Here is a 16,916-nt window from a genome sequence, read left to right on the forward strand (position 1 = left end):
AAGGTCCGGTCCCATGCGCGACCAGCTCCAGGCCGACCGGCAGCCCGCACTCGCCCTCACCGGCCGCGGCTTCTACCTGGGCTCGATGTTCACAGAGGCCGCCGAACGGCACGGCCCTGTCTTCGTCACCCTGGACCGGCCCCTCGACGTCCGCCCCGACCTCGGGACCGACCTCACCTACACGGCCCTGGCCGACGTGGTCGACGAACTCTCCGGCCGCCTGTGGGAAGCGGGCGTGCGCCCCTCCGAGGAGGTGGTCGTCCACAAGACGGACAACGTCGACATCGTGCTGCTGACCTGTGCGGTCTCCCGTATCGGCGCCGTCCCCGTCCTGCTCTCGCCCGGCCTCGCGGGCCCCGTGGTCGGACAGCTCCTCGAGCGGCTCCACGGCCCCTGGCTGATCACCGACCGGGCCAAGCTCGAAGGCCCCCTCGCGGATGTCGCCCTCACCGGCCTGGTACGGCGCACCCTCTGCGTCGACGACGCGCCCGGCGCCGAACCCCTGCAGACGTACGCGGGAGCCCCCACCCCCGCCGCCGTCCGGCTCCACCCCCGCGACCCGTCCCTCATCACCCACAGCTCCGGCACCACCGGCCTGCCCAAGCTGGCCGTGCACTGCCCGAACACCATGTGGAACCGGCTCGTCCCGCAGAAGGCGATGGGCTGGCCCACGCGCGGCGAGACCGCCGCCCTGCACATGTCGTTCGTGCACTCGCGCTTCTACCACCTGCTCGGCGTCCTGCTGCACTTCGGCAGCCCGCTGGTCCTGATCATCGATCCGGAACCGTCGAACGTGGGGCCCCTGCTGGCGCGCCACCGTCCCGGGATCGTCGAGACCCACCCCAACACCTTCGTGCTGTGGGAGGAACTGGCCGACGCGCCCGGAGCACCGCTGTCCCGCGTCCGCTCCTACGGCTCCACCTTCGACGCCATCCACCCGCGCACCGTGCAGCGGCTGTTGGACGCCTCCCGGCGCCGCTCGCCGTGGCTGATCCAGCTGTACGGGCAGAGCGAGACGGGTCCGGTCGCCTTCCAGTGGTTCACCCGCCGCAGCGCCGCCCGCGCCGACGGCCGCCGGGTCGGCATCGGCATCCCCGGCTTCACCCGCGTCCGGGTCGCCGACGAGGCCGGCCGTCGAGTGGCCCCCGGCACCGCGGGCCGGATCGAGGCCCGCACCCGGGGCCGCATCCTCACCTACCTCGGCGCTCGCGAGCGCTATCTGCGCCAGCTCGACAGCGGCTGGTGGCAGATGGGCGACATGGGCTACCAGAGCCGCTGGGGCGCCCTCTACCTCATCGACCGCGAGATCGACCAGATCGACTCCGTGCACAGCAACCTGGAGGTCGAGGACACCCTGATGTCCCGCCTCGAGGAGCTGCGCGAGGTCGTCATCGTCCCCGGCGTCGACCGGGAACCCGTCCCCGTGGTGTGCGTGCGCGGCGAACGCCCCCTGGACCTGCGCCGCTGGCACGAGGCCACGGCCGACCTGCCGACCATGGCCGAGCCCCGCCAGTGGCGGTTCGAGGACCTGCCGATGACGTCCACCTGGAAGGTCAAGCGGGTCGAGATCACCCGCATGCTCACCGAGAGCACCCGCTCATGACGCCCCCCGTTTCTGTCCCTGTCCCCGTCCTCGTCGTGGGCGCCGGCCCCGTGGGCCTGACCGCCGCCCTCGCCCTGCGCGCCCACGACCTCCCCGTCACGATCCTCGAAGCCGACTCCGAGGGCCGTGAACGCCCCGGCAGCCGCGCCCTGTTCGTGCACCGCGAGACCCTGGAACTGCTGGAGGGCGTCCGCCCGGGACTCGCGGGCAAGATCGCCTCGTACGGCCGGACCTGGCACACCAGACGCACCCTGTACCGGGGCCGCGAGGTCTACGCCCGCACCTTCCCGCCGCCCACCGGCACTCCGCCCTTCACCAGCCTCCGCCAGGTCGACACCGAGCGCTTCCTGCTCGCCGCCTGCCGGGACGCGGGCGTGGAGTTCGTGTGGGACGCGCGGATCGCCGCCGTGACCACCGACCCGGACGGGGTGCGGCTCACCGGCGAGGACGGCCGCACCTGGACCGGCGTCCACGCGGTGGCCGCCGACGGTGCCCGCTCGGCCGTACGGCGCGAGCTGGGCATCCCGATGGAGGGCACCCACGGCGAGGGCTTCCACGTCGTCGCCGACATCGCCGACCTCCCCGGCGCCGAACTGCCCCTGGAACGGGTCTTCCACTACGAGCATCCGGCGCTCGGCGGCCGCAGCGTGATGCGCGTGCCCTTCACCGGAGGCTTCCAGCTCGACCTGCAGTGCCGCGACGACGACGCGACGGAGGAGTTCGGCACCGAGGAGGCCGTACGGCGCTGGCTGCCGGAGGTCGTCGGCGACGGGTACGCCGAGCGCGTCCTGTGGGTGTCCACCTACCGCTTCCTGCGCAAGGTCGCCGCCGCCTTCACCGACCCGCACCGCCGGGTGCTGCTGGCCGGCGAGGCCGCCCACCTCTTCCCGCCGTTCGGCGCGCGCGGCATGAACAGCGGCATCGCGGACGCGGTCGCCGCGGCCCGCGCGATCGCCGACGGCACCCCCGCGGCGGTCGACTCCTTCGCCGAGGTCCGGCGCTCGGCGGGCCTGTTCAACAGCGCCGCCGCCGGCACGGCCCTGGACCATCTGCGGCCCCGGCGCCGTATCGTCCGCGTCAAGCAGCGCGCGGCGGCGGCCCTGGCTCCCGTGGTGCCCCGCTGCGGCGCCTGGCTGGAGCACGCCCCCTACGGCCCCCGGCACGGCTCCCCGGCCGCCGCGGGCCGCAAGTACTGACCGAAAGACCGACAGGAGCACCGAGTGACACCACCCGCCATCGCGGAAGGTCTGCTGACCTGGTCACCCGAACACGGCCTCGTCCCCGGCCAGGCGCACGGCGGCCGCCTCCTCGTCGCGGACTCGTGGCTGCTGCGCGACGGACGGGTGCGCGGCTTCGACCGGCACCGCGAACGGTTCCTGAGATCCTGCGGCGAGTGCGGAGCCCCGGCCCCGGCGCGGGTCGCCGACTTCTGGCGGGACATGACCCGCGCCCTGCCGCGCACGGGGGAGTGGTTCCCCCGGGTCGAACTCGCCTCCGGGTCACTGGAGTTGCGGCTGCTGCTGCGCCCCGCGCCGACCGTCACCGCCGATGTGCGGGTGTGGGCGGCCGGTCAGCCCGACCCGCGGACCGTGCCCCGCCGCAAGGGGCCGGACCTGGACGCCCTGGCCCGCGTGCGCGGACGGGCGGCGAACGCCGGTGCCGACGAGGCCGTCCTCATCGCGCCCTCCGGCCTGGTGCTGGAGGCGGCCAACTCCAGCCTGTTGTGGTGGGAGGACGACACCCTCTGTCTGCCGCCGCCCCGCCTGCCGCTGCTCGCCGGTGTCACCCTGGCCCTCGTCCAGGAACGGGCTGCCCGCACCGGGGTCCATGTCGCCCACCGCGAACGCTCCCTGGCGGAACTGGACGGCCGCGAGGTGTGGCTCGTGAACGCCCTCCACGGCATCCGCCCGGTCGCCGCCTGGACCGGGCGCCCGATGACCCCCGGCCCGGCCGTCCACGCCCCCCGGTGGCGGACATGGCTGGACGGTCTCATGGAGCCGCTGCCGCACGACTGAACCGACAGCGACATACGGGCGTGGAAAAGCGCCGGGCCGAAAGGAAATCGGCCCGGCGCTGAAAGCTGTTCCGGAAATCGCGACGAAAAGGACGCGAATGCCTCGGAGTTATTTCTGGACGGGCTGGTAGGCCCCGGGAACCATACGGGTGGCGATCGCGATCCGGTTGTACGCGTTGATCACGGTGGCCGCCCAGATCAGTGCCGCGATCTGCTCCTCGTCGAACACCTCCGCGGCGCCCGCGTAGACGTCGTCGGGTACCTGACCGTCGGCGACCAGCGTCACCGCCTCGGTCAACGCCAGGGCCGCGCGCTCCCGTTCGGTGAAGAAGGGGGTCTCGCGCCAGGCGTTGAGCGCGTAGATCCGCTGCTCGGTCTCGCCCTGGGCGCGGGCGTCCTTGGTGTGCATGTCCAGGCAGAACGCACAGCCGTTGATCTGCGACGCGCGAATTCTGATCAGTTCGAGTATCTCGGGCTCGACCTTCGCGTCCTGGGCCGCGGAAACGGCGGCGCCGTGCAGGGAGCCCATCGCCTTGGACACGTCGGGAGTTTTTTTCTTGAGGGCCACGCGAGACGGGGAATGACTGTTGCTCATGGGGGGAACTCTATATCCGAATTCCAGGCTGTGTAACTGTTTCGTCTCGACGTGCGCCGACCCACAACCGTGGCCGTCGGCCGTATGTCTAGGCAGGCAGAAGCAGCGAGAACACGTGAAGGGGGAGGACCCGGCATGGGGGACATACGCAGAAGAGGCGCGGTCGCGCTCACGGTCACCGGTCTGCTGGCACCGCTCACGCTCGCGATGGGCATCACGCCCGCGCAGGCGGCGAGTTGTACGGCGACGAAGGGCCCGTACCAGAAGCAGGTGGAGAAGTTCCTCGGGCGGCCGGTCGACGGCAAGCAGTCCACCGCCGACTGCGAGGCCATCAGGGCCTTCCAGACCAAGCACGGCATCTCGCCGAACATCGGCTACGCGGGCGCCGTCACCTGGGGCGTGATGGACCTCATGAACAAGCAGAAGGCCGTGGGCAAGAACCCCAACGCGGCGGGCAAGTGCCCGACGAACAAGGGCCGTATCGCCTGCGTGAACCTGACGCTGCAGCTGAGCTGGATCCAGGACGGCGGCAAGCTGGTCTACGGGCCCGTCCCGGTCCGCACCGGCCGCGACGGCTACGAGACCCGCACCGGTCTGAAGAAGATCTACTGGCGGAACATCGACCACGTCTCCTCGATCTACCACGTGCCCATGCCCTACGCCCAGTTCTTCGACGGCGGCCAGGCCTTCCACTCCGTCGGCCTGAGCATGTGGAACCCGCCCGGCTCCCACGGCTGCACCAACATGACGAAGACGGACGCCAAGAAGTACTGGTCGCTGCTGAAGAAGGGCGACGACGTCTATGTGTACGGCCGCAAGCCGGGCACCTGACGGATGGTCGGGAGCCCGGACGGCGGGCGGTGGCGGGACGTCACGCCTCGGGGGCGTCCCCGAAGTCCGGGATCTCCAGCCTGACCCCGCCCTGCCGGGCGGACTCGTGCGCGACGATGCCCGGCAGGGTGTAGCGGGCCGCCACCCAGGCGTTGACCGACGGCAGGGTCCGGGTGTTGACGGCCGTCACGAAGTCGTCCACCAGGAAGTGGTGACTGCCCTCGTGCCCGTTGTGCAGTTCGTCGAACTCCCGCGGCAGCCGGGTCCGGTCGTGCACCGGCGCCGACCCGGAGGTGAAGGCGGCCCGCAGATCCGGTGCGATGTGCTGGAGGGAGGGATCGTCGGGAGACAGGGTCTGCTTGGGCTCCAGCAGCTCGCTGATGTCCGTCACCCCCTTCTTGTCCTGCCAGAACGCCACCGTGGCGAGCTGCTCCATGCTGGCCTCGGTACCGAAGAACCTGAAGCGCGACTCCCGGATCTGTGAGGGGTAGCCGACCCGCCGGAACTCGTTCGTACGGAACGAACCGCCGCCCGCCACCTCGAACAGCGCGGTCGCGTTGGAGAAGTCGTTGCCGAACTGGCTGACCTCCTTGTCGAACACGCCGTCCCCGCGCTCGTCCACGACCCCGATCGCGGACACGCTCACCGCGTGTGTCCCCCAGGCGCCCAGCACCCCGCCCACCGAGTGGGTCGGGTAGAGCAGCGGGGGGTAGCTGGCGGTCCGCTTCCAGTCCTCGCCGCCGCTGTACCGGTAGGCCTCGTAGAACCCCAGGTCCATGTCGTGGACGTAGTCGCCCTCGGCGTAGAAGATCCGTCCGAACGCGCCCTCGGCGATCTGGTTGCGGGCGTGCACGGTCGCCGGGTTGTACTGGCTCGTCTCGCCCATCATGTACGTCAGTCCGGTCGCCCGGACCGCGTCGATGATCGCCGCGATCTCCTCGGCGGTGACCGCCATGGGGACGGCCGAGTAGACGTGCTTGCCGGCCGCCAGCCCCTGGAGCACCAGCGGTCCGTGCGTCCAGCGCTGGGTGAAGATCGCGACCGCGTCGACGGTCGGCGACTCCAGCATCGCCTCGTACGAGGGGTAGGTGCCGGCCAGCCCCTGGGCGGCCACGAGATCTTCGGCACGCTCGGGCAGCAGGTCCGTGACGTAGACGTCGCCGACGCCGGGGTGGGCCTGGAACAGCGTGGCGAACTGGCCGGAGAACTGGCCGGCGCCGACGATGCCGAGGGAGAACGTCATGTGAGGAATGTCCTTCTCTGCTGGAGAGTCACTGCTCACTTACTTTTGTCGCGAAAGAATTATGCCGTCAAGAGGGTGTGTGGTTATCTTTCGGTAGCGATCGGGAGGATCGCGGGCGGCTGGTTGTTTCCGTGACGGAAGAAAACGGATGTGGGAGTCTGGCCCCCATGACCGCACTCGCCGCCAGTTGGCTGCCGCTCAGTCCCGGGGAACGCTCGGTGGCGATCGAGGTGCTCGTGCACGGCCCGCTCTCGCGCACGGAACTCGCCCGGCGGCTCGGTCTCTCGGCCGGAAGTCTCACCCGGCTGACCAAACCGCTGACCGAATCGGGCCTGCTGGTGGAGACCGCCGAGGGCGCCGCGCACCCCGGGGCCCGTCAGGGGCGCCCCTCGCAGCCGCTGGACATCGTCGCCGAGTCCTGCTCCTTCCTCGGCTTCAAGATCACCGACGACATGGTGTACGGCGTCGTCACCACCCTCCGCAGCGAGATCGTCGCCCGGCACGACCGTCCGCTCACCACCCATGAACCCGGGAAGGTCGCCGATCTGCTCGCCGAGATGACCGCGGGACTCGCCCGCGCCCATCCCGCGCTCGCCGGTATCGGCATCGGGGTCGGCGGATTCGTCCGCGACCGCGCGATGGTCGGGGAGTCGCCCTTCCTGTCGTGGCGCGAGGTCCCGCTGGCCGAACTCGTCGAGGAGCGCACCGGACTGCCGGTGGTCGTCGAGAACGACGTCGCCGCGCTCGTCGAGGCGGAGACCTGGTTCGGCGCGGGGCGCGGCCTCGACCGGTTCGTCGTGCTCACCATCGGTGCGGGCATTGGCTACGGCCTGGTCCTGGGCGGCAGGCGGGTGGCGCACGCGGAGGAGGACCGGGGCTTCGGCCGCCACTGGATCGTGGACCCCGCCGGCCCGCTCACCCCCGACGGCAGGCGCGGCAGCGCCGTCTCCATGCTGAGCATCCCCGGCATCCGGTACCAGGTGCGGGCGGCGACGGGGCGCGAGGTGACGTACGAGGAGATCCTGGCCGGCGCGGCCGACGGCGAGCCCATGTGCGTGCGGGTCGTCGGGGAGGCGGGGCGGGCGCTGGGGACGCTGGTGGCCCAGATCGCCAACTTCGTGATGCCGCAGAAGATCCTGCTCGCGGGGGAGGGGGTGGGGCTGATGGAGGTGGCGGGGGAGGCGGTGGACGAGGCTGTCCGCGCGCACCGGCATCCGCTGGCCGCGCCCGTCCCGCTGGAGACGAAGATGTCCGACTTCCACGACTGGGCCCGGGGGGCCGCCGTGCTGGCCATTCAGGTTCTCGTGCTCGGGACCGTGGAGCCGTAAACGCAGCGTGATCAGCTTCACGGTCCGTAATGTCGGAAGTGGGGACCTTTACTCACATCGGCTTCACGTTCGAGGACATATGGTTTACACCATGTCCACTACCCCTGATGTCGTCCTGGAAAGAGCGGAAGTACCGGCGCGAACGGCCGCCGAGGTCAACGAGGAGATCCGGGCGCTCTGGTTCCGGAGCGGCGGGACGTTGAACAGGGAGCAGCGGAGCGAGTACGAGCGTCTGGTCCTCGAATGGGCCGCCGCCTCGTAGTCCGCCGACCGCGCCCCTCGCGGGGCGCGGAGCGACGAGAGCGCACATCCCACAGGGCGTGGACTCCTGGGGACCTTCTGACGGATCTCCGTGGGAGGTCGTCCTAACCCCAACTCCCCGAGTACTGCCGGCGGTACGCCTGCCGGTCCTGTTCGGTGCGGATGAAGCGGGTGGCCGCCAGGGCGACCATGCTGCCGGCGACGACCAGCAGACCGGGCCCGACGTTGCGGGGGTCGGCGAGGCGGTCGAGGAGGTCGGAGGCGGCGCCGACGGAGTCGACGGGCTCCACGGACCCCGGCTCGGCCCCGCCGGGAGCGGCGGCGCCCTGGGAGTCGTCGCCGGAGGAGCCGTCGGCCGCCGCGGTCGGCTCGGCGGCGGACTGGGGCAGTCCGGTCAGCCGGACGCCGAGGTCGTCGAGGGCGTCGGACAGCGGCTGGAAGAACGTCGTACCGCCCTCCTCGCAGTCCCCGTTGCCGCCCGAGGTCACCCCCAGGGCCACCCCCTCCGAGAACAGCGGGCCGCCGCTGTCGCCCGGTTCGGCACAGACCGTGGTCTCGATGAGGCCGCTGACGGTGCCCTCGGGGTAGTTGACCGTGGCGTCGAGGCCGGTCACCTCGCCGTTGCGGAACCCGCTGGTGCTGCCGCTGCGGAAGACGCGCTGGCCGACCGCCGCCTCACCGACGGAGGTGATGCGCACCCCGCGCCCGTCACCGACCGAGACGATGTTGGTCTTGTTGCTCGGCGCGTCCTGGAGGTACTGGACGAGCGAGTAGTCGGAGCCGGGGAAGTTGGTCTCGGTCGTCCGGCCGATCTCCTGCCGGCCCTCGTTGTCCGAGAACCAGACCGAACCGGCCGGACCGCAGTGCCCGGCGGTGAGCATGAAGTCCCGCTCTCCGTCGGTGACGTTGAAGCCGATCGAACAGCGTCCGCCCGTGCCGAAGATGGGCTGGGCGCCGTTCAGCCGCATCGTGTACGTGCCCTCGGTGCGCTCCATCCGGACGGACCCGCCGATCTCCTCGGCGAGATCGGTCAGGCTCGACCAGTCCTTCTTGGACACGGTGCTGTCGGCCCGCACCACGACCTCGTTGGACGCGGGATCGATGGCCCAGGAGGTGCCCGACACCCGGGGCGCGGCCCGCAGCGCCTTCGTGGCGGACTTCAGGTCCTCACCGCTGAACTCGACCATCTTGGGACGGGCGCCCGCCTGCTCGACCTCGGCGGCGGCCTTCTCGTCGGTGACCGCGACGACCGGCTTGCCGTCGTCGGCGATCCAGGTGCCGGCCGTACGTTCGGAGCCCAGCTCGCTGACCAGGCCGTTGCCGGTGCCGGAGGCGGCCAGCACCGCACTTCGGGTCGCGGGCGGGGAGGTGGTGGGTTCGGTCGCCATCGCCGCCTGCGCGACCATCAGGGTTCCGCAGATCAGTCCACCGGCGGCCGTCAGCCGCGCCACCCGCTTCACGACTCGCCGTCGTGCGTGCCTCATCGCCTGGCTCTCCCGAACCCCGTCCGACACGGTGTCAACACCGCCAGGGCGTCCGGTCCTTGAGCGCCCTCCTTTCATACGTGCGGTGGTCGGCACATGTTCACCGGTCCGCGTCGACGTATCCCAGCGTCCGGTTCATGGCGATCGCGCGGGTGTTGGCCGGATGGTGCACCGTACGGACGATGCTCACACCGCAGATCCCGGCGAAGCCGATGCCGAAGGTCTTCATGGCCACCGAGATCCCGCGGCCCCGGTGGGAGGCGCGCACCCCGGTCATCTCGTTGAACACGAAACCGGACCGCCGTCGGTCCGAGGTGACCGCCATGCCGATCCACCGGTCGTCGTCCAGGGGATCGAGGGCGAGGACGACCCCGCGCGGATCGTGGGCGGGCACCTCGAAGCGGAGCCGGTGGTACTCGTCGTAGGCGAAGAAGGGGCCGCGCTCCGGGATGTCCGCCGAGCACTCCTTGTTGAGTTCGTACAACGCCCGGCGGTTTCGCGGGGTGTCGCCGAGTTCGGAGAGGGTCGTCAGACGGATGCCGGCGGTACGGCACTTGTCGACATACGGCTGGAAACGTGCCAGGTCGAAGTCGGTGACGTCCAGTTGGAGCCTGACCATGTCCGTTCCCGTCAACGCTTGCCTCCCACTCCGCAGTACATGGGCACGACCGCTGGTTCCCCACAAGCGGGATCGCCGGTGGTGTCCGGTCTCCAGCGGGTGCACGAGACGATGCCGGGCTCCAGCAGGTCGAGCCCGTCGAAGAACCGGGCGATCCTGTCCGGCGTGCGCTGGGTCAGCGGCGGGATGCCGTGCTCGTTCCACCAGGCCGCCGCGATGTCCACGTCGGGCCACTCCGGGCTGGTGATGGTGTGCGAGAGCACCAGATGGCTGCCGCGGGGCAGGGCGTCCAGCAGGCGGCGCACGATGCCGTCCGGGTCCTCGTCGTCGCGGATGAAGGCCAGCACGTCGAGCAGCAGCAGGGCGACCGGCCGGGTCAGGTCCAGGGTGCGCGCCGCTTGGGCGAGGATGGCGTCGACGTTGCGCAGGTCCTCGTCGACGTGGTCCGTGCGGCCCTCGGGCGCGCTCGTCAGCAGGGCGCGCGCGTGCACCAGGACCAGCGGGTCGTTGTCGACGTAGACGATCCGGGAGTCCGGCGCGATGTGCTGGGCGACCTCGTGGGTGTTCTCCGCGGTCGGCAGCCCGGCGCCGATGTCCAGGAACTGCCGGATGCCCACCTCGGTGGCCAGATGACGCACCGCCCGCCCCAGGAACTGCCGGTCCGCGCGGGCGTAGTCGCCGATGCTCGGATACAGCTTGCGTATCTCGTCCCCGGCCTTCCGGTCGACCTCGTAGTAGTCCCCGCCGCCGAGCCAGTAGTTCCAGATCCGTGCCGCGGCCGGCCGTGTGGTGACGATGCGCCGGTTCAGCGGCGACGAGGGGAAGTCCGGGGCTGCCGGGTTGTCCGTCACGGAGTCGACTCCTGGATCTTCTGTGAAGGTGCTTCATCCAACGGGCAATGTAGACCTGTCGGTTGGCCTTTGCCGAGACTTCGGCGATCTTCTCGGCGCCCGGATCCGCCGGGTTCCGCCGCGCGCCGCCCGGCTTGGCCGGCGGCCCATGGAACAAGGGTTGTCGCGACCCTTCTACCAACCGGTAACTCTTGGGTAGTCTCCCGGCCACCAATGGGCATGACCATGACGAGCGCGGCGGGAGTTCCATCGACCTCGCCGCGCCGACATGAGAAAAAGGGGACGAACATGACAGGAAGCGGTGTGGGACGCCGCATCACCACGGTCGCCGCGGTGGCCGTACTGGGTCTGGGCGGTTCGGTGACCGCGGCGGCGCCCGCGGCCGCCGCGCAGAGCGGGACCACGGCCGGCACGGCGGCCGCCGCCGAGGTGGACTACGCCACCTGGCAGAAGGACGTGAAGGCCGTCGTCGACACGGCCACGCCCTATGTGCAGCAGCGCACCGCGAACCCCTCGGGGCAGAAGCTCGCCATCGTCTTCGACATCGACAACACGACGCTGGAGACGCACTACACGCCCTGGTACCAGCTGCCGACCCCGGCACTGAAGCCCTCCCTGGCGCTGGCCAAGTACGCCAAGTCCCGCGGGGTCGCCGTCTTCTTCGTCACCGCCCGGCCGGGCATCATCGAGAGCGTCACCAAGTGGAACCTGAAGAACGTCGGCTACCCCGTCGACGGCCTGTACGTCCGTGACCTGCCCGACCTGTTCGCCGAGGTCTCGGCCTACAAGACCGCCTCGCGCGCGGACATCGAGTCCGACGGCTACACGATCATCGCCAACGTCGGCAACAACACCACCGACCTCGTCGGCGGCCACGCCGAACGGACGTACAAGCTGCCCGACTACGACGGGCTGCTCGACTGACACCGCTCCAGCGTCCGCACCCGGGGTGTACGGCCGCCGGTCCCTTCCGGCGCCCGTGCACCCCGGGGCACCTAGACTCCGGCCATGGCTGACGACACCTCGCTCGACGCGCTCGGCGCGGGCAAGTACCTGCTGCTCACCACCTACCGCAAGAACGGCACCACCGTCCCGACGCCGGTGTGGGTGGTGCGGGACGGGGACGCGCTCGGTGTCTGGACGGTGGCGGACTCCTGGAAGGTCAAGCGCGTCCGCAACCGCGCCGACGTCCTGGTCGGCCCCTGCGATGTGCGCGGCAACCCCACCGGCGACTCCGTGCCCGCACGCGCCGAGATCCTGGACGCGGCCGGCTCCGCCGCCTACCGAGGGCTCATCGCCCGCAAGTACGGCGTCCTCGGCGGGCTCACCCTGCTCGGCAGCCGACTGCGCCGGGGCTCCGACGGCACGGTCGGCATCCGCGTCACCCTCACGCCGTAGGCACCCCCAGGGCCCCCGCGAAGCCCCTCCCGGCTCCCCGGCCGACCGTCATCGCTCGCCCGCATGCCCCGTCCGCCACGCCCACGCGGCGATCTCCACCCGGTTACGGGCGGCGAGCTTCAGCTGGACGCTGCCGAGGTGCGTCCTGACCGTGGACAGGGAGACGAACATCGAGGCGGCGATCTCGGCGTTGGTGTGCCCGAGCGCGACCAGGCGCACCACGTCGAGTTCCCGTTCGGTCAACGGCTCCTGGGCGCGCGGGGCCCCGGAGCCCGCCGCGGCCTCCTGCCGCCTCTCCTCCGTCCTCTCCGCCGTGACGTGCTTGAGCAGCCGGACCGTCACCGACGGCGACACCGGCGCGTCCCCCGCCGCGGCCGCCCGGACGGCCTCGGCCAGCAGGGTCGGCCCGGCGTCCTTGAGCAGGAAACCGCAGGCGCCGCCGCGCAGCGCCCCGTAGACGTACTCGTCGAGGTCGAACGTCGTCACCACGACCACCCGCAGCGGATCGGCGACACCCGGACCGGCCGGCAGCCGGGTCGCCTCCAGACCGTCCAGCCTCGGCATACGGACCTCCAGCAGACACATGTCGGGGCCGCAGCCCGCGGGCCAGCCGCACGGCCGTCTCGCCGTCGGCGGCCTCGGCGACCACCGTGATGTCCGGCTGCTGCCCGGCCGACCTGCACGACTTCGTCGCCCACCACGTCACCGGGATCCTCGTGCAGAGCCAGGTCGCCCGGATGATGGCCGGCACCGAACCCGAGCGCCTCGACCCCGTCCTCGTGGGCATCGAGCGGGCCGCGACCGAGGCGCTGGCCTCGATGCGCCGCACGGTCGGCGTCCTGCGCGACCGCGCGGAGGGGAGCGACCGGCGACCGGCGGCCGGTCGGGGATCTGGCGGGCGTCGACGAACTGGTGCGCGGCTTCGACGGTGTCGGCGGGGTCGACGGACACACCGCCGTACTGCGCCACGACGCCTCCGTCCCCGCCGGCCTGCCGCACGAGGTGCAGGCCGCCGCCTTCCGTGTGGTGCAGGAGGCCCTGACGAACGTCCGCCGGCACGCCGCCGACGCCACCGAGGTCACCGTCGACCTCCACTACGCCCGGGGCGACCTGGAGGTCCTGGTCCGTGACGACGGACGGGGCGGCGCCCCGGCTGGCGGAGGCGGCCCGGGGCGGAGGGTTCGGCCTCGTCGGTCTCACGGAGCGCGTCACCGCGCTCGGCGGCCGCATCCAGGCCCGCCCCCGTGAGGACGGCCCCGGCCGGGCGGTCCTCGCCGTGCTCCCGGCCGCCCCGGCCGCCCGCCGAGCTGAACCTCCCGGGCCGGCTGCCCGTATCTCCTCTCGGGGATGGCGGGAGACCGCGTGCACGGAAGGAGAACAGCGTGTCGAAACCGCCCGAACCGGGCAGGACGACGAAGCGTCCCACGATCGAGCCGACCTATGTCATGCGCCGGCGCAGGACCGAGGCCCTGGCCGAGCTGCTGCGGGAGTTCGAGCAGTTCAAGGGGGAGGCCGCCCGGCAGGACGAGTACGAGACCGTCGCCGTACCGCCCAGTCAGGCACCGGAGCCGGTGCCCACCCCTCCGCCCGCGCCCCCGGCGCACCCCGCTCCCGAGCGGATCCTGCCCCGGCTGGAGTACGAGACCGAGGAACTGCCCCCGGTCATGGTCGGCGAGGACTTCGGCTCCGGCACGGTCCCGCCTCGCACCGAACGGCGGCAGGAGCGGCGACGGCGTCCCGTGCCCGGCGGCGGACCGGGCCTGAAGCGCGCGGCGGTGGTCGTCGGCGTCGGCGCGGCGGCCCTCCTCGGCTTCGGTGCCGCGCTCCTGCTGCCCGGCGGCGACACCGACAAGGAGGCGCGCACCGTCACCCCCAAGCCGACCCCCTCGGCCGCGGCTCCCGAGGTCTCCGCCCCCGCCCGGAACGACGCCGTCGACCCGGACGGCGCCGGCACCCTGAGGGAGGGCGACAGCGGCCCCCAGGTCTCCGAACTCCAGCAGCGGCTGCTCCGCATCCCCAATGTGTACGACAACGGCTCCACCTCGGGCCGGTACGACGGCGTGCTCAAGGAGGCGGTGGCGCGCTTCCAGCTCTGGTACGGCATCCGGGGCGACGAAACGGGCGTCTACGGCAACGACACCCGCCAGGACCTGGAGTCGCGTACCGCCCTCTAGCCCCGTGCTGTCCGTGGCGGGGCCGCACGCCCGGTACGTCACCGGCGGATCCGGGTTGTTGCCCCGCCCCGGACGGACCATCCTGGCCATATGGTGACGAAGGGGTCCGGCGCGTCGCGGGCTGCCACGGCCGGCGAGGCGATGGCGGTGGTCGACGCGCGCGGCCTCGTCGCGGGGTGGAGCGAAGGGGCCCGGCGGCTCACCGGGTACGCCGCGGGGGACGTGACCGGGCGGCCGGCGGCGGACCTCGTGGACGGGGACGCGGCGGCGGTGTGGCGGACGCTGCTGACGTACGGCGACACGGTGGTGGACCTGATCCACCGGGACGGGCGGCGCCAGAAGGTGACGCTGCGGATCTGCCCGCTGGGGGGCGGGGCGGGCCAGGGACGGCGGTTCGTCGTCCAGGTGGCACCCGACCCGGCCGAGCGCGGCCTCGGGGAGCTTGCCTTCACCCAGGCGTCGATGTCCATGTCCGTCTTCGACACCGGCCAGCGCTATCTGCGGATGAACGACTGGGCGTGCCGGGTGATGGGGCGGCCCGAGGAGGAGTTCCGGCACCGGTACTTCCCCGACACCGTGGAGGACGCCGAGCACAGCCGGGGCTTCCTGCGCCACCTGGAGATCGTGGTGGAGACCGGGCAGCCGGTCCGTTACGAGAGCTGGACCCGTTCGCCCGCCGGCCGGCGCATGCACGCCTGGACCTCCGAGATGTGGCCCGTCCGGGACGACTCCGGCCGGCTGATCGGCACCGCGCTCGCCGCGTTCGACAGCAGTGAGCAGTTCGCGGCCCGCCAGCGTCTCGCCCTGCTGAACGAGGCCGCCGGAACCATCGGCACCCGACTCGACGTCGTCCGGACCGCCCGCGAACTGGCCGAGCTGGTAGTGCCCCGGCTCGCCGACTTCGCCAGCGTGGACCTCCTGGAGTCCGTGCTGCAGGGCGAGGATCCCGAGGCGGTCCCGGAGGGCCGTGAGGTGAGACTGCGCCGTGCCGCCCACCACTCCCCGACGCCGGGCGTCCCGGAGGCGGCGATCGGCCTGGGCTCCGCCGACGTCTACCCGCCCGCCTCGCCGCCCGCCCGTGCGCTGCTCACCGGCGAGCCCGTGCTCACCCGCACCGGCGACCACGCCCTCGACTCCTGGTTCGCCCGGCACGGTGCCCGTTCCGCCAAGCTCCGGGAGGCCGAGGAGCACGACCTGTCCCTGATGGCCGTGCCCCTGGTCGCGCGCGGCACAACGCTCGGCGTGGCCGTCTTCGTCCGCCTCCTGACCCCCGAGCACCCCGACGCCTTCGACCAGGACGACGTGTCCCTCGCGGAGGAACTCTGCAGCCGGGCGGCGGTCTGCGTCGACAACGCCCGCCGCTACACCAGGGAACGCACGACGGCGCTGGCCCTGCAGCGCAGCCTGCTGCCGAAGACGGTCGCCGGACAGGCGGCCGTCGAGTTCGCCTCCCGCTATCTGCCCGCGCTGTCCCAGGCCGGGGTGGGCGGCGACTGGTTCGACGTGATCCCGCTGTCCGGGACCCGGGTGGCCCTGGTCGTCGGGGACGTCGTCGGGCACGGCATCCCCGCCTCCGTCACCATGGGCCGGCTGCGCACGGCCGTGTGGGCGCTCGCCGACGTCGATCTGCCGCCGGACGAGCTGCTCACCCACCTGGACGACCTCGTGGAGCACCTGGCGGCCGGTGACGACACGGGCGACGGGGAGATCGGCGCGACCTGCCTCTACGCGGTGTACGACCCGGTGGACGGCAGCTGCTCCATCGCCTCGGCCGGGCACGTGCCGCCCGTGGTGGTGCGGCCCGACGGCGGTGTCGAGGTCGTCGAGGTGGTGGCGGGACCGATGCTCGGCGTCGGCGGGCTGCCGTTCGAGGCGACGGAGCTGGCGCTGCCCGAGGGGTCGGTCCTCGCCCTGTACACCGACGGTCTGGTCGAGGCCCGCGACCGTGACGTCGACACGGGCACCGGCGCCCTGTGCGCCGCGCTGGAAGGGCCGGTGGGCAGCCTGGAGCGCGCCTGCGACACCGTACTGAAGGCGCTGCTGCCCGACACACCGGCCGACGACGTGGCCCTGCTGCTGGCCCGCACCCGCGCGCTCGACGCGGAACAGGTCGCGGTCTGGAACCTGTCCGACGACCCGGCGCTGGTCGCGGGCGCGCGCAAGCTGGCCACCGACCAGCTCACCCGCTGGGGCCTGGAGGAGGCCGCGTTCGTCACCGAACTCGTGGTCAGCGAACTGGTCACCAACGCCATCCGCTACGGCGGCGCCCCCATCCAGCTGCGCCTGATCCGCGACCGCACCCTCATCTGCGAGGTGTCCGACGCCAGCAGCACCTCGCCGCATCTGCGCCGGGCCCGCAGCTTCGACGAGGGAGGCCGCGGCCTGCTCCTCGTCGCCCAGCTCACCGACCGCTGGGGCAGCCGCCCGAGCGGCGCGGGCAAGACCATCTGGGCCGAGCAGGCCCTGCCGCCGAGCCTGTGAACGGCTGTCGGCGGCGGCGCGCGCCACCCCCGAC

The 16,916-nt window shown here is 72.1% G+C and carries 15 protein-coding genes and 2 pseudogenes; 11 read left to right on the forward strand and 6 right to left on the reverse strand.

Annotated features, from left to right (window positions below; genetic code table 11):
- Window positions 1-13: 13 nt before the first annotated feature.
- The 3 genes from ACZ6BB_RS35175 to ACZ6BB_RS35185 are packed head-to-tail and all read left to right on the forward strand — an operon-like array spanning window position 14 to window position 3,618.
- Window positions 14-1,603, forward strand: coding sequence for a class I adenylate-forming enzyme family protein (locus ACZ6BB_RS35175; RefSeq protein WP_471619184.1), 1,590 nt, complete (start codon window positions 14-16; stop codon window positions 1,601-1,603).
- Complete coding sequence (locus tag ACZ6BB_RS35180) at window positions 1,600-2,799, forward strand: FAD-dependent monooxygenase (protein ID WP_471619185.1); 1,200 nt, start codon at window positions 1,600-1,602, stop codon at window positions 2,797-2,799. The genes ACZ6BB_RS35175 and ACZ6BB_RS35180 overlap by 4 nt, the downstream gene beginning before the upstream one ends.
- A gap of 24 nt (window positions 2,800-2,823) precedes the next feature.
- Entirely contained in the window at window positions 2,824-3,618 is a 795-nt protein-coding gene (locus ACZ6BB_RS35185; protein WP_471619186.1) for an aminotransferase class IV, read from the forward strand.
- Window positions 3,619-3,726: 108 nt separating this feature from the next.
- On the opposite strand, the gene ACZ6BB_RS35190 is transcribed toward ACZ6BB_RS35185, so the two are convergent.
- Window positions 3,727-4,212 carry a carboxymuconolactone decarboxylase family protein gene (locus ACZ6BB_RS35190; RefSeq protein WP_471619187.1) on the reverse strand — a complete coding sequence of 162 codons (486 nt, stop codon included), beginning with the start codon at window positions 4,210-4,212 and terminating at the stop codon, window positions 3,727-3,729.
- Window positions 4,213-4,347: 135 nt separating this feature from the next.
- On the opposite strand from ACZ6BB_RS35190, the gene ACZ6BB_RS35195 reads away from it, so the two are divergent.
- Window positions 4,348-5,043: a L,D-transpeptidase family protein gene (locus ACZ6BB_RS35195; protein ID WP_471619188.1), complete on the forward strand. Its 696-nt coding sequence runs from the start codon at window positions 4,348-4,350 to the stop codon at window positions 5,041-5,043.
- 40 nt (window positions 5,044-5,083) lie between these two features.
- On the opposite strand, the gene ACZ6BB_RS35200 is transcribed toward ACZ6BB_RS35195, so the two are convergent.
- Complete coding sequence (locus tag ACZ6BB_RS35200) at window positions 5,084-6,286, reverse strand: Gfo/Idh/MocA family protein (RefSeq protein WP_471619189.1); 1,203 nt, start codon at window positions 6,284-6,286, stop codon at window positions 5,084-5,086.
- A 167-nt stretch (window positions 6,287-6,453) separates the two neighbouring features.
- Here ACZ6BB_RS35200 and ACZ6BB_RS35205 point away from each other — a divergent pair, with 167 nt between their 5' ends.
- Window positions 6,454-7,614, forward strand: coding sequence for an ROK family transcriptional regulator (locus ACZ6BB_RS35205; protein ID WP_471619190.1), 1,161 nt, complete (start codon window positions 6,454-6,456; stop codon window positions 7,612-7,614).
- Between the two features lie 79 nt (window positions 7,615-7,693).
- Window positions 7,694-7,876 (forward strand): hypothetical protein, encoded by a 183-nt coding sequence (locus ACZ6BB_RS35210; protein WP_020115084.1) that lies wholly within the window; start codon window positions 7,694-7,696, stop codon window positions 7,874-7,876.
- Between the two features lie 103 nt (window positions 7,877-7,979).
- Here ACZ6BB_RS35210 and ACZ6BB_RS35215 read toward each other — a convergent pair whose 3' ends face one another.
- The 3 genes from ACZ6BB_RS35215 to ACZ6BB_RS35225 all read right to left on the reverse strand — a co-directional run bounded on the left by ACZ6BB_RS35215 (window position 7,980) and on the right by ACZ6BB_RS35225 (window position 10,829).
- Complete coding sequence (locus tag ACZ6BB_RS35215; protein WP_471619191.1) at window positions 7,980-9,359, reverse strand: S1 family peptidase; 1,380 nt, start codon at window positions 9,357-9,359, stop codon at window positions 7,980-7,982.
- 100 nt (window positions 9,360-9,459) lie between these two features.
- On the reverse strand, window positions 9,460-9,978 hold the full coding sequence (locus ACZ6BB_RS35220) for a GNAT family N-acetyltransferase (protein ID WP_471619192.1): 519 nt from the start codon (window positions 9,976-9,978) through the stop codon (window positions 9,460-9,462).
- Between the two features lie 11 nt (window positions 9,979-9,989).
- Window positions 9,990-10,829 carry an SAM-dependent methyltransferase gene (locus ACZ6BB_RS35225; protein WP_471619193.1) on the reverse strand — a complete coding sequence of 280 codons (840 nt, stop codon included), beginning with the start codon at window positions 10,827-10,829 and terminating at the stop codon, window positions 9,990-9,992.
- 288 nt (window positions 10,830-11,117) lie between these two features.
- Between ACZ6BB_RS35225 and ACZ6BB_RS35230 the strand changes: the two genes are divergently transcribed.
- Window positions 11,118-11,753 carry an HAD family acid phosphatase gene (locus ACZ6BB_RS35230; protein ID WP_471619194.1) on the forward strand — a complete coding sequence of 212 codons (636 nt, stop codon included), beginning with the start codon at window positions 11,118-11,120 and terminating at the stop codon, window positions 11,751-11,753.
- An 84-nt stretch (window positions 11,754-11,837) separates the two neighbouring features.
- On the forward strand, window positions 11,838-12,227 hold the full coding sequence (locus ACZ6BB_RS35235; RefSeq protein WP_471619195.1) for a PPOX class F420-dependent oxidoreductase: 390 nt from the start codon (window positions 11,838-11,840) through the stop codon (window positions 12,225-12,227).
- A 48-nt stretch (window positions 12,228-12,275) separates the two neighbouring features.
- Here ACZ6BB_RS35235 and ACZ6BB_RS35240 read toward each other — a convergent pair.
- Window positions 12,276-12,939, reverse strand: a pseudogene (locus ACZ6BB_RS35240) (LuxR C-terminal-related transcriptional regulator).
- Between ACZ6BB_RS35240 and ACZ6BB_RS35245 the strand changes: the two are divergent.
- From ACZ6BB_RS35245 to ACZ6BB_RS35255, 3 genes and pseudogenes are all read left to right on the forward strand, one after another.
- Window positions 12,899-13,521 (forward strand): annotated as a pseudogene (locus tag ACZ6BB_RS35245) (sensor histidine kinase); the annotation flags it as partial. The pseudogenes ACZ6BB_RS35240 and ACZ6BB_RS35245 overlap by 41 nt on opposite strands.
- An 88-nt stretch (window positions 13,522-13,609) precedes the next feature.
- The gene (locus tag ACZ6BB_RS35250) at window positions 13,610-14,401 is read left to right on the forward strand and encodes a peptidoglycan-binding domain-containing protein (RefSeq protein WP_471619196.1); all 792 of its coding nucleotides are present in this window, start codon (window positions 13,610-13,612) and stop codon (window positions 14,399-14,401) included.
- Window positions 14,402-14,491: 90 nt separating this feature from the next.
- Entirely contained in the window at window positions 14,492-16,882 is a 2,391-nt protein-coding gene (locus tag ACZ6BB_RS35255) for an ATP-binding SpoIIE family protein phosphatase (RefSeq protein WP_471619197.1), read from the forward strand.
- Window positions 16,883-16,916: the final 34 nt, after the last annotated feature.

The organism is Streptomyces sp. NPDC041108, from assembly GCF_055592645.1.

Coding starts and splice junctions, on each gene's coding strand:
- ACZ6BB_RS35175 (WP_471619184.1), top strand. CDS start 14: ATGCGCGACCAGCTCCAGGCCGACCGGCAGCCCGCACTCGCCCTCACC.
- ACZ6BB_RS35180 (WP_471619185.1), top strand. CDS start 1,600: ATGACGCCCCCCGTTTCTGTCCCTGTCCCCGTCCTCGTCGTGGGCGCC.
- ACZ6BB_RS35190 (WP_471619187.1), bottom strand. CDS start 4,212: ATGAGCAACAGTCATTCCCCGTCTCGCGTGGCCCTCAAGAAAAAAACT.
- ACZ6BB_RS35195 (WP_471619188.1), top strand. CDS start 4,348: ATGGGGGACATACGCAGAAGAGGCGCGGTCGCGCTCACGGTCACCGGT.
- ACZ6BB_RS35200 (WP_471619189.1), bottom strand. CDS start 6,286: ATGACGTTCTCCCTCGGCATCGTCGGCGCCGGCCAGTTCTCCGGCCAG.
- ACZ6BB_RS35205 (WP_471619190.1), top strand. CDS start 6,454: ATGACCGCACTCGCCGCCAGTTGGCTGCCGCTCAGTCCCGGGGAACGC.
- ACZ6BB_RS35210 (WP_020115084.1), top strand. CDS start 7,694: ATGGTTTACACCATGTCCACTACCCCTGATGTCGTCCTGGAAAGAGCG.
- ACZ6BB_RS35215 (WP_471619191.1), bottom strand. CDS start 9,359: ATGAGGCACGCACGACGGCGAGTCGTGAAGCGGGTGGCGCGGCTGACG.
- ACZ6BB_RS35220 (WP_471619192.1), bottom strand. CDS start 9,978: ATGGTCAGGCTCCAACTGGACGTCACCGACTTCGACCTGGCACGTTTC.
- ACZ6BB_RS35230 (WP_471619194.1), top strand. CDS start 11,118: ATGACAGGAAGCGGTGTGGGACGCCGCATCACCACGGTCGCCGCGGTG.
- ACZ6BB_RS35235 (WP_471619195.1), top strand. CDS start 11,838: ATGGCTGACGACACCTCGCTCGACGCGCTCGGCGCGGGCAAGTACCTG.
- ACZ6BB_RS35255 (WP_471619197.1), top strand. CDS start 14,492: ATGGTGACGAAGGGGTCCGGCGCGTCGCGGGCTGCCACGGCCGGCGAG.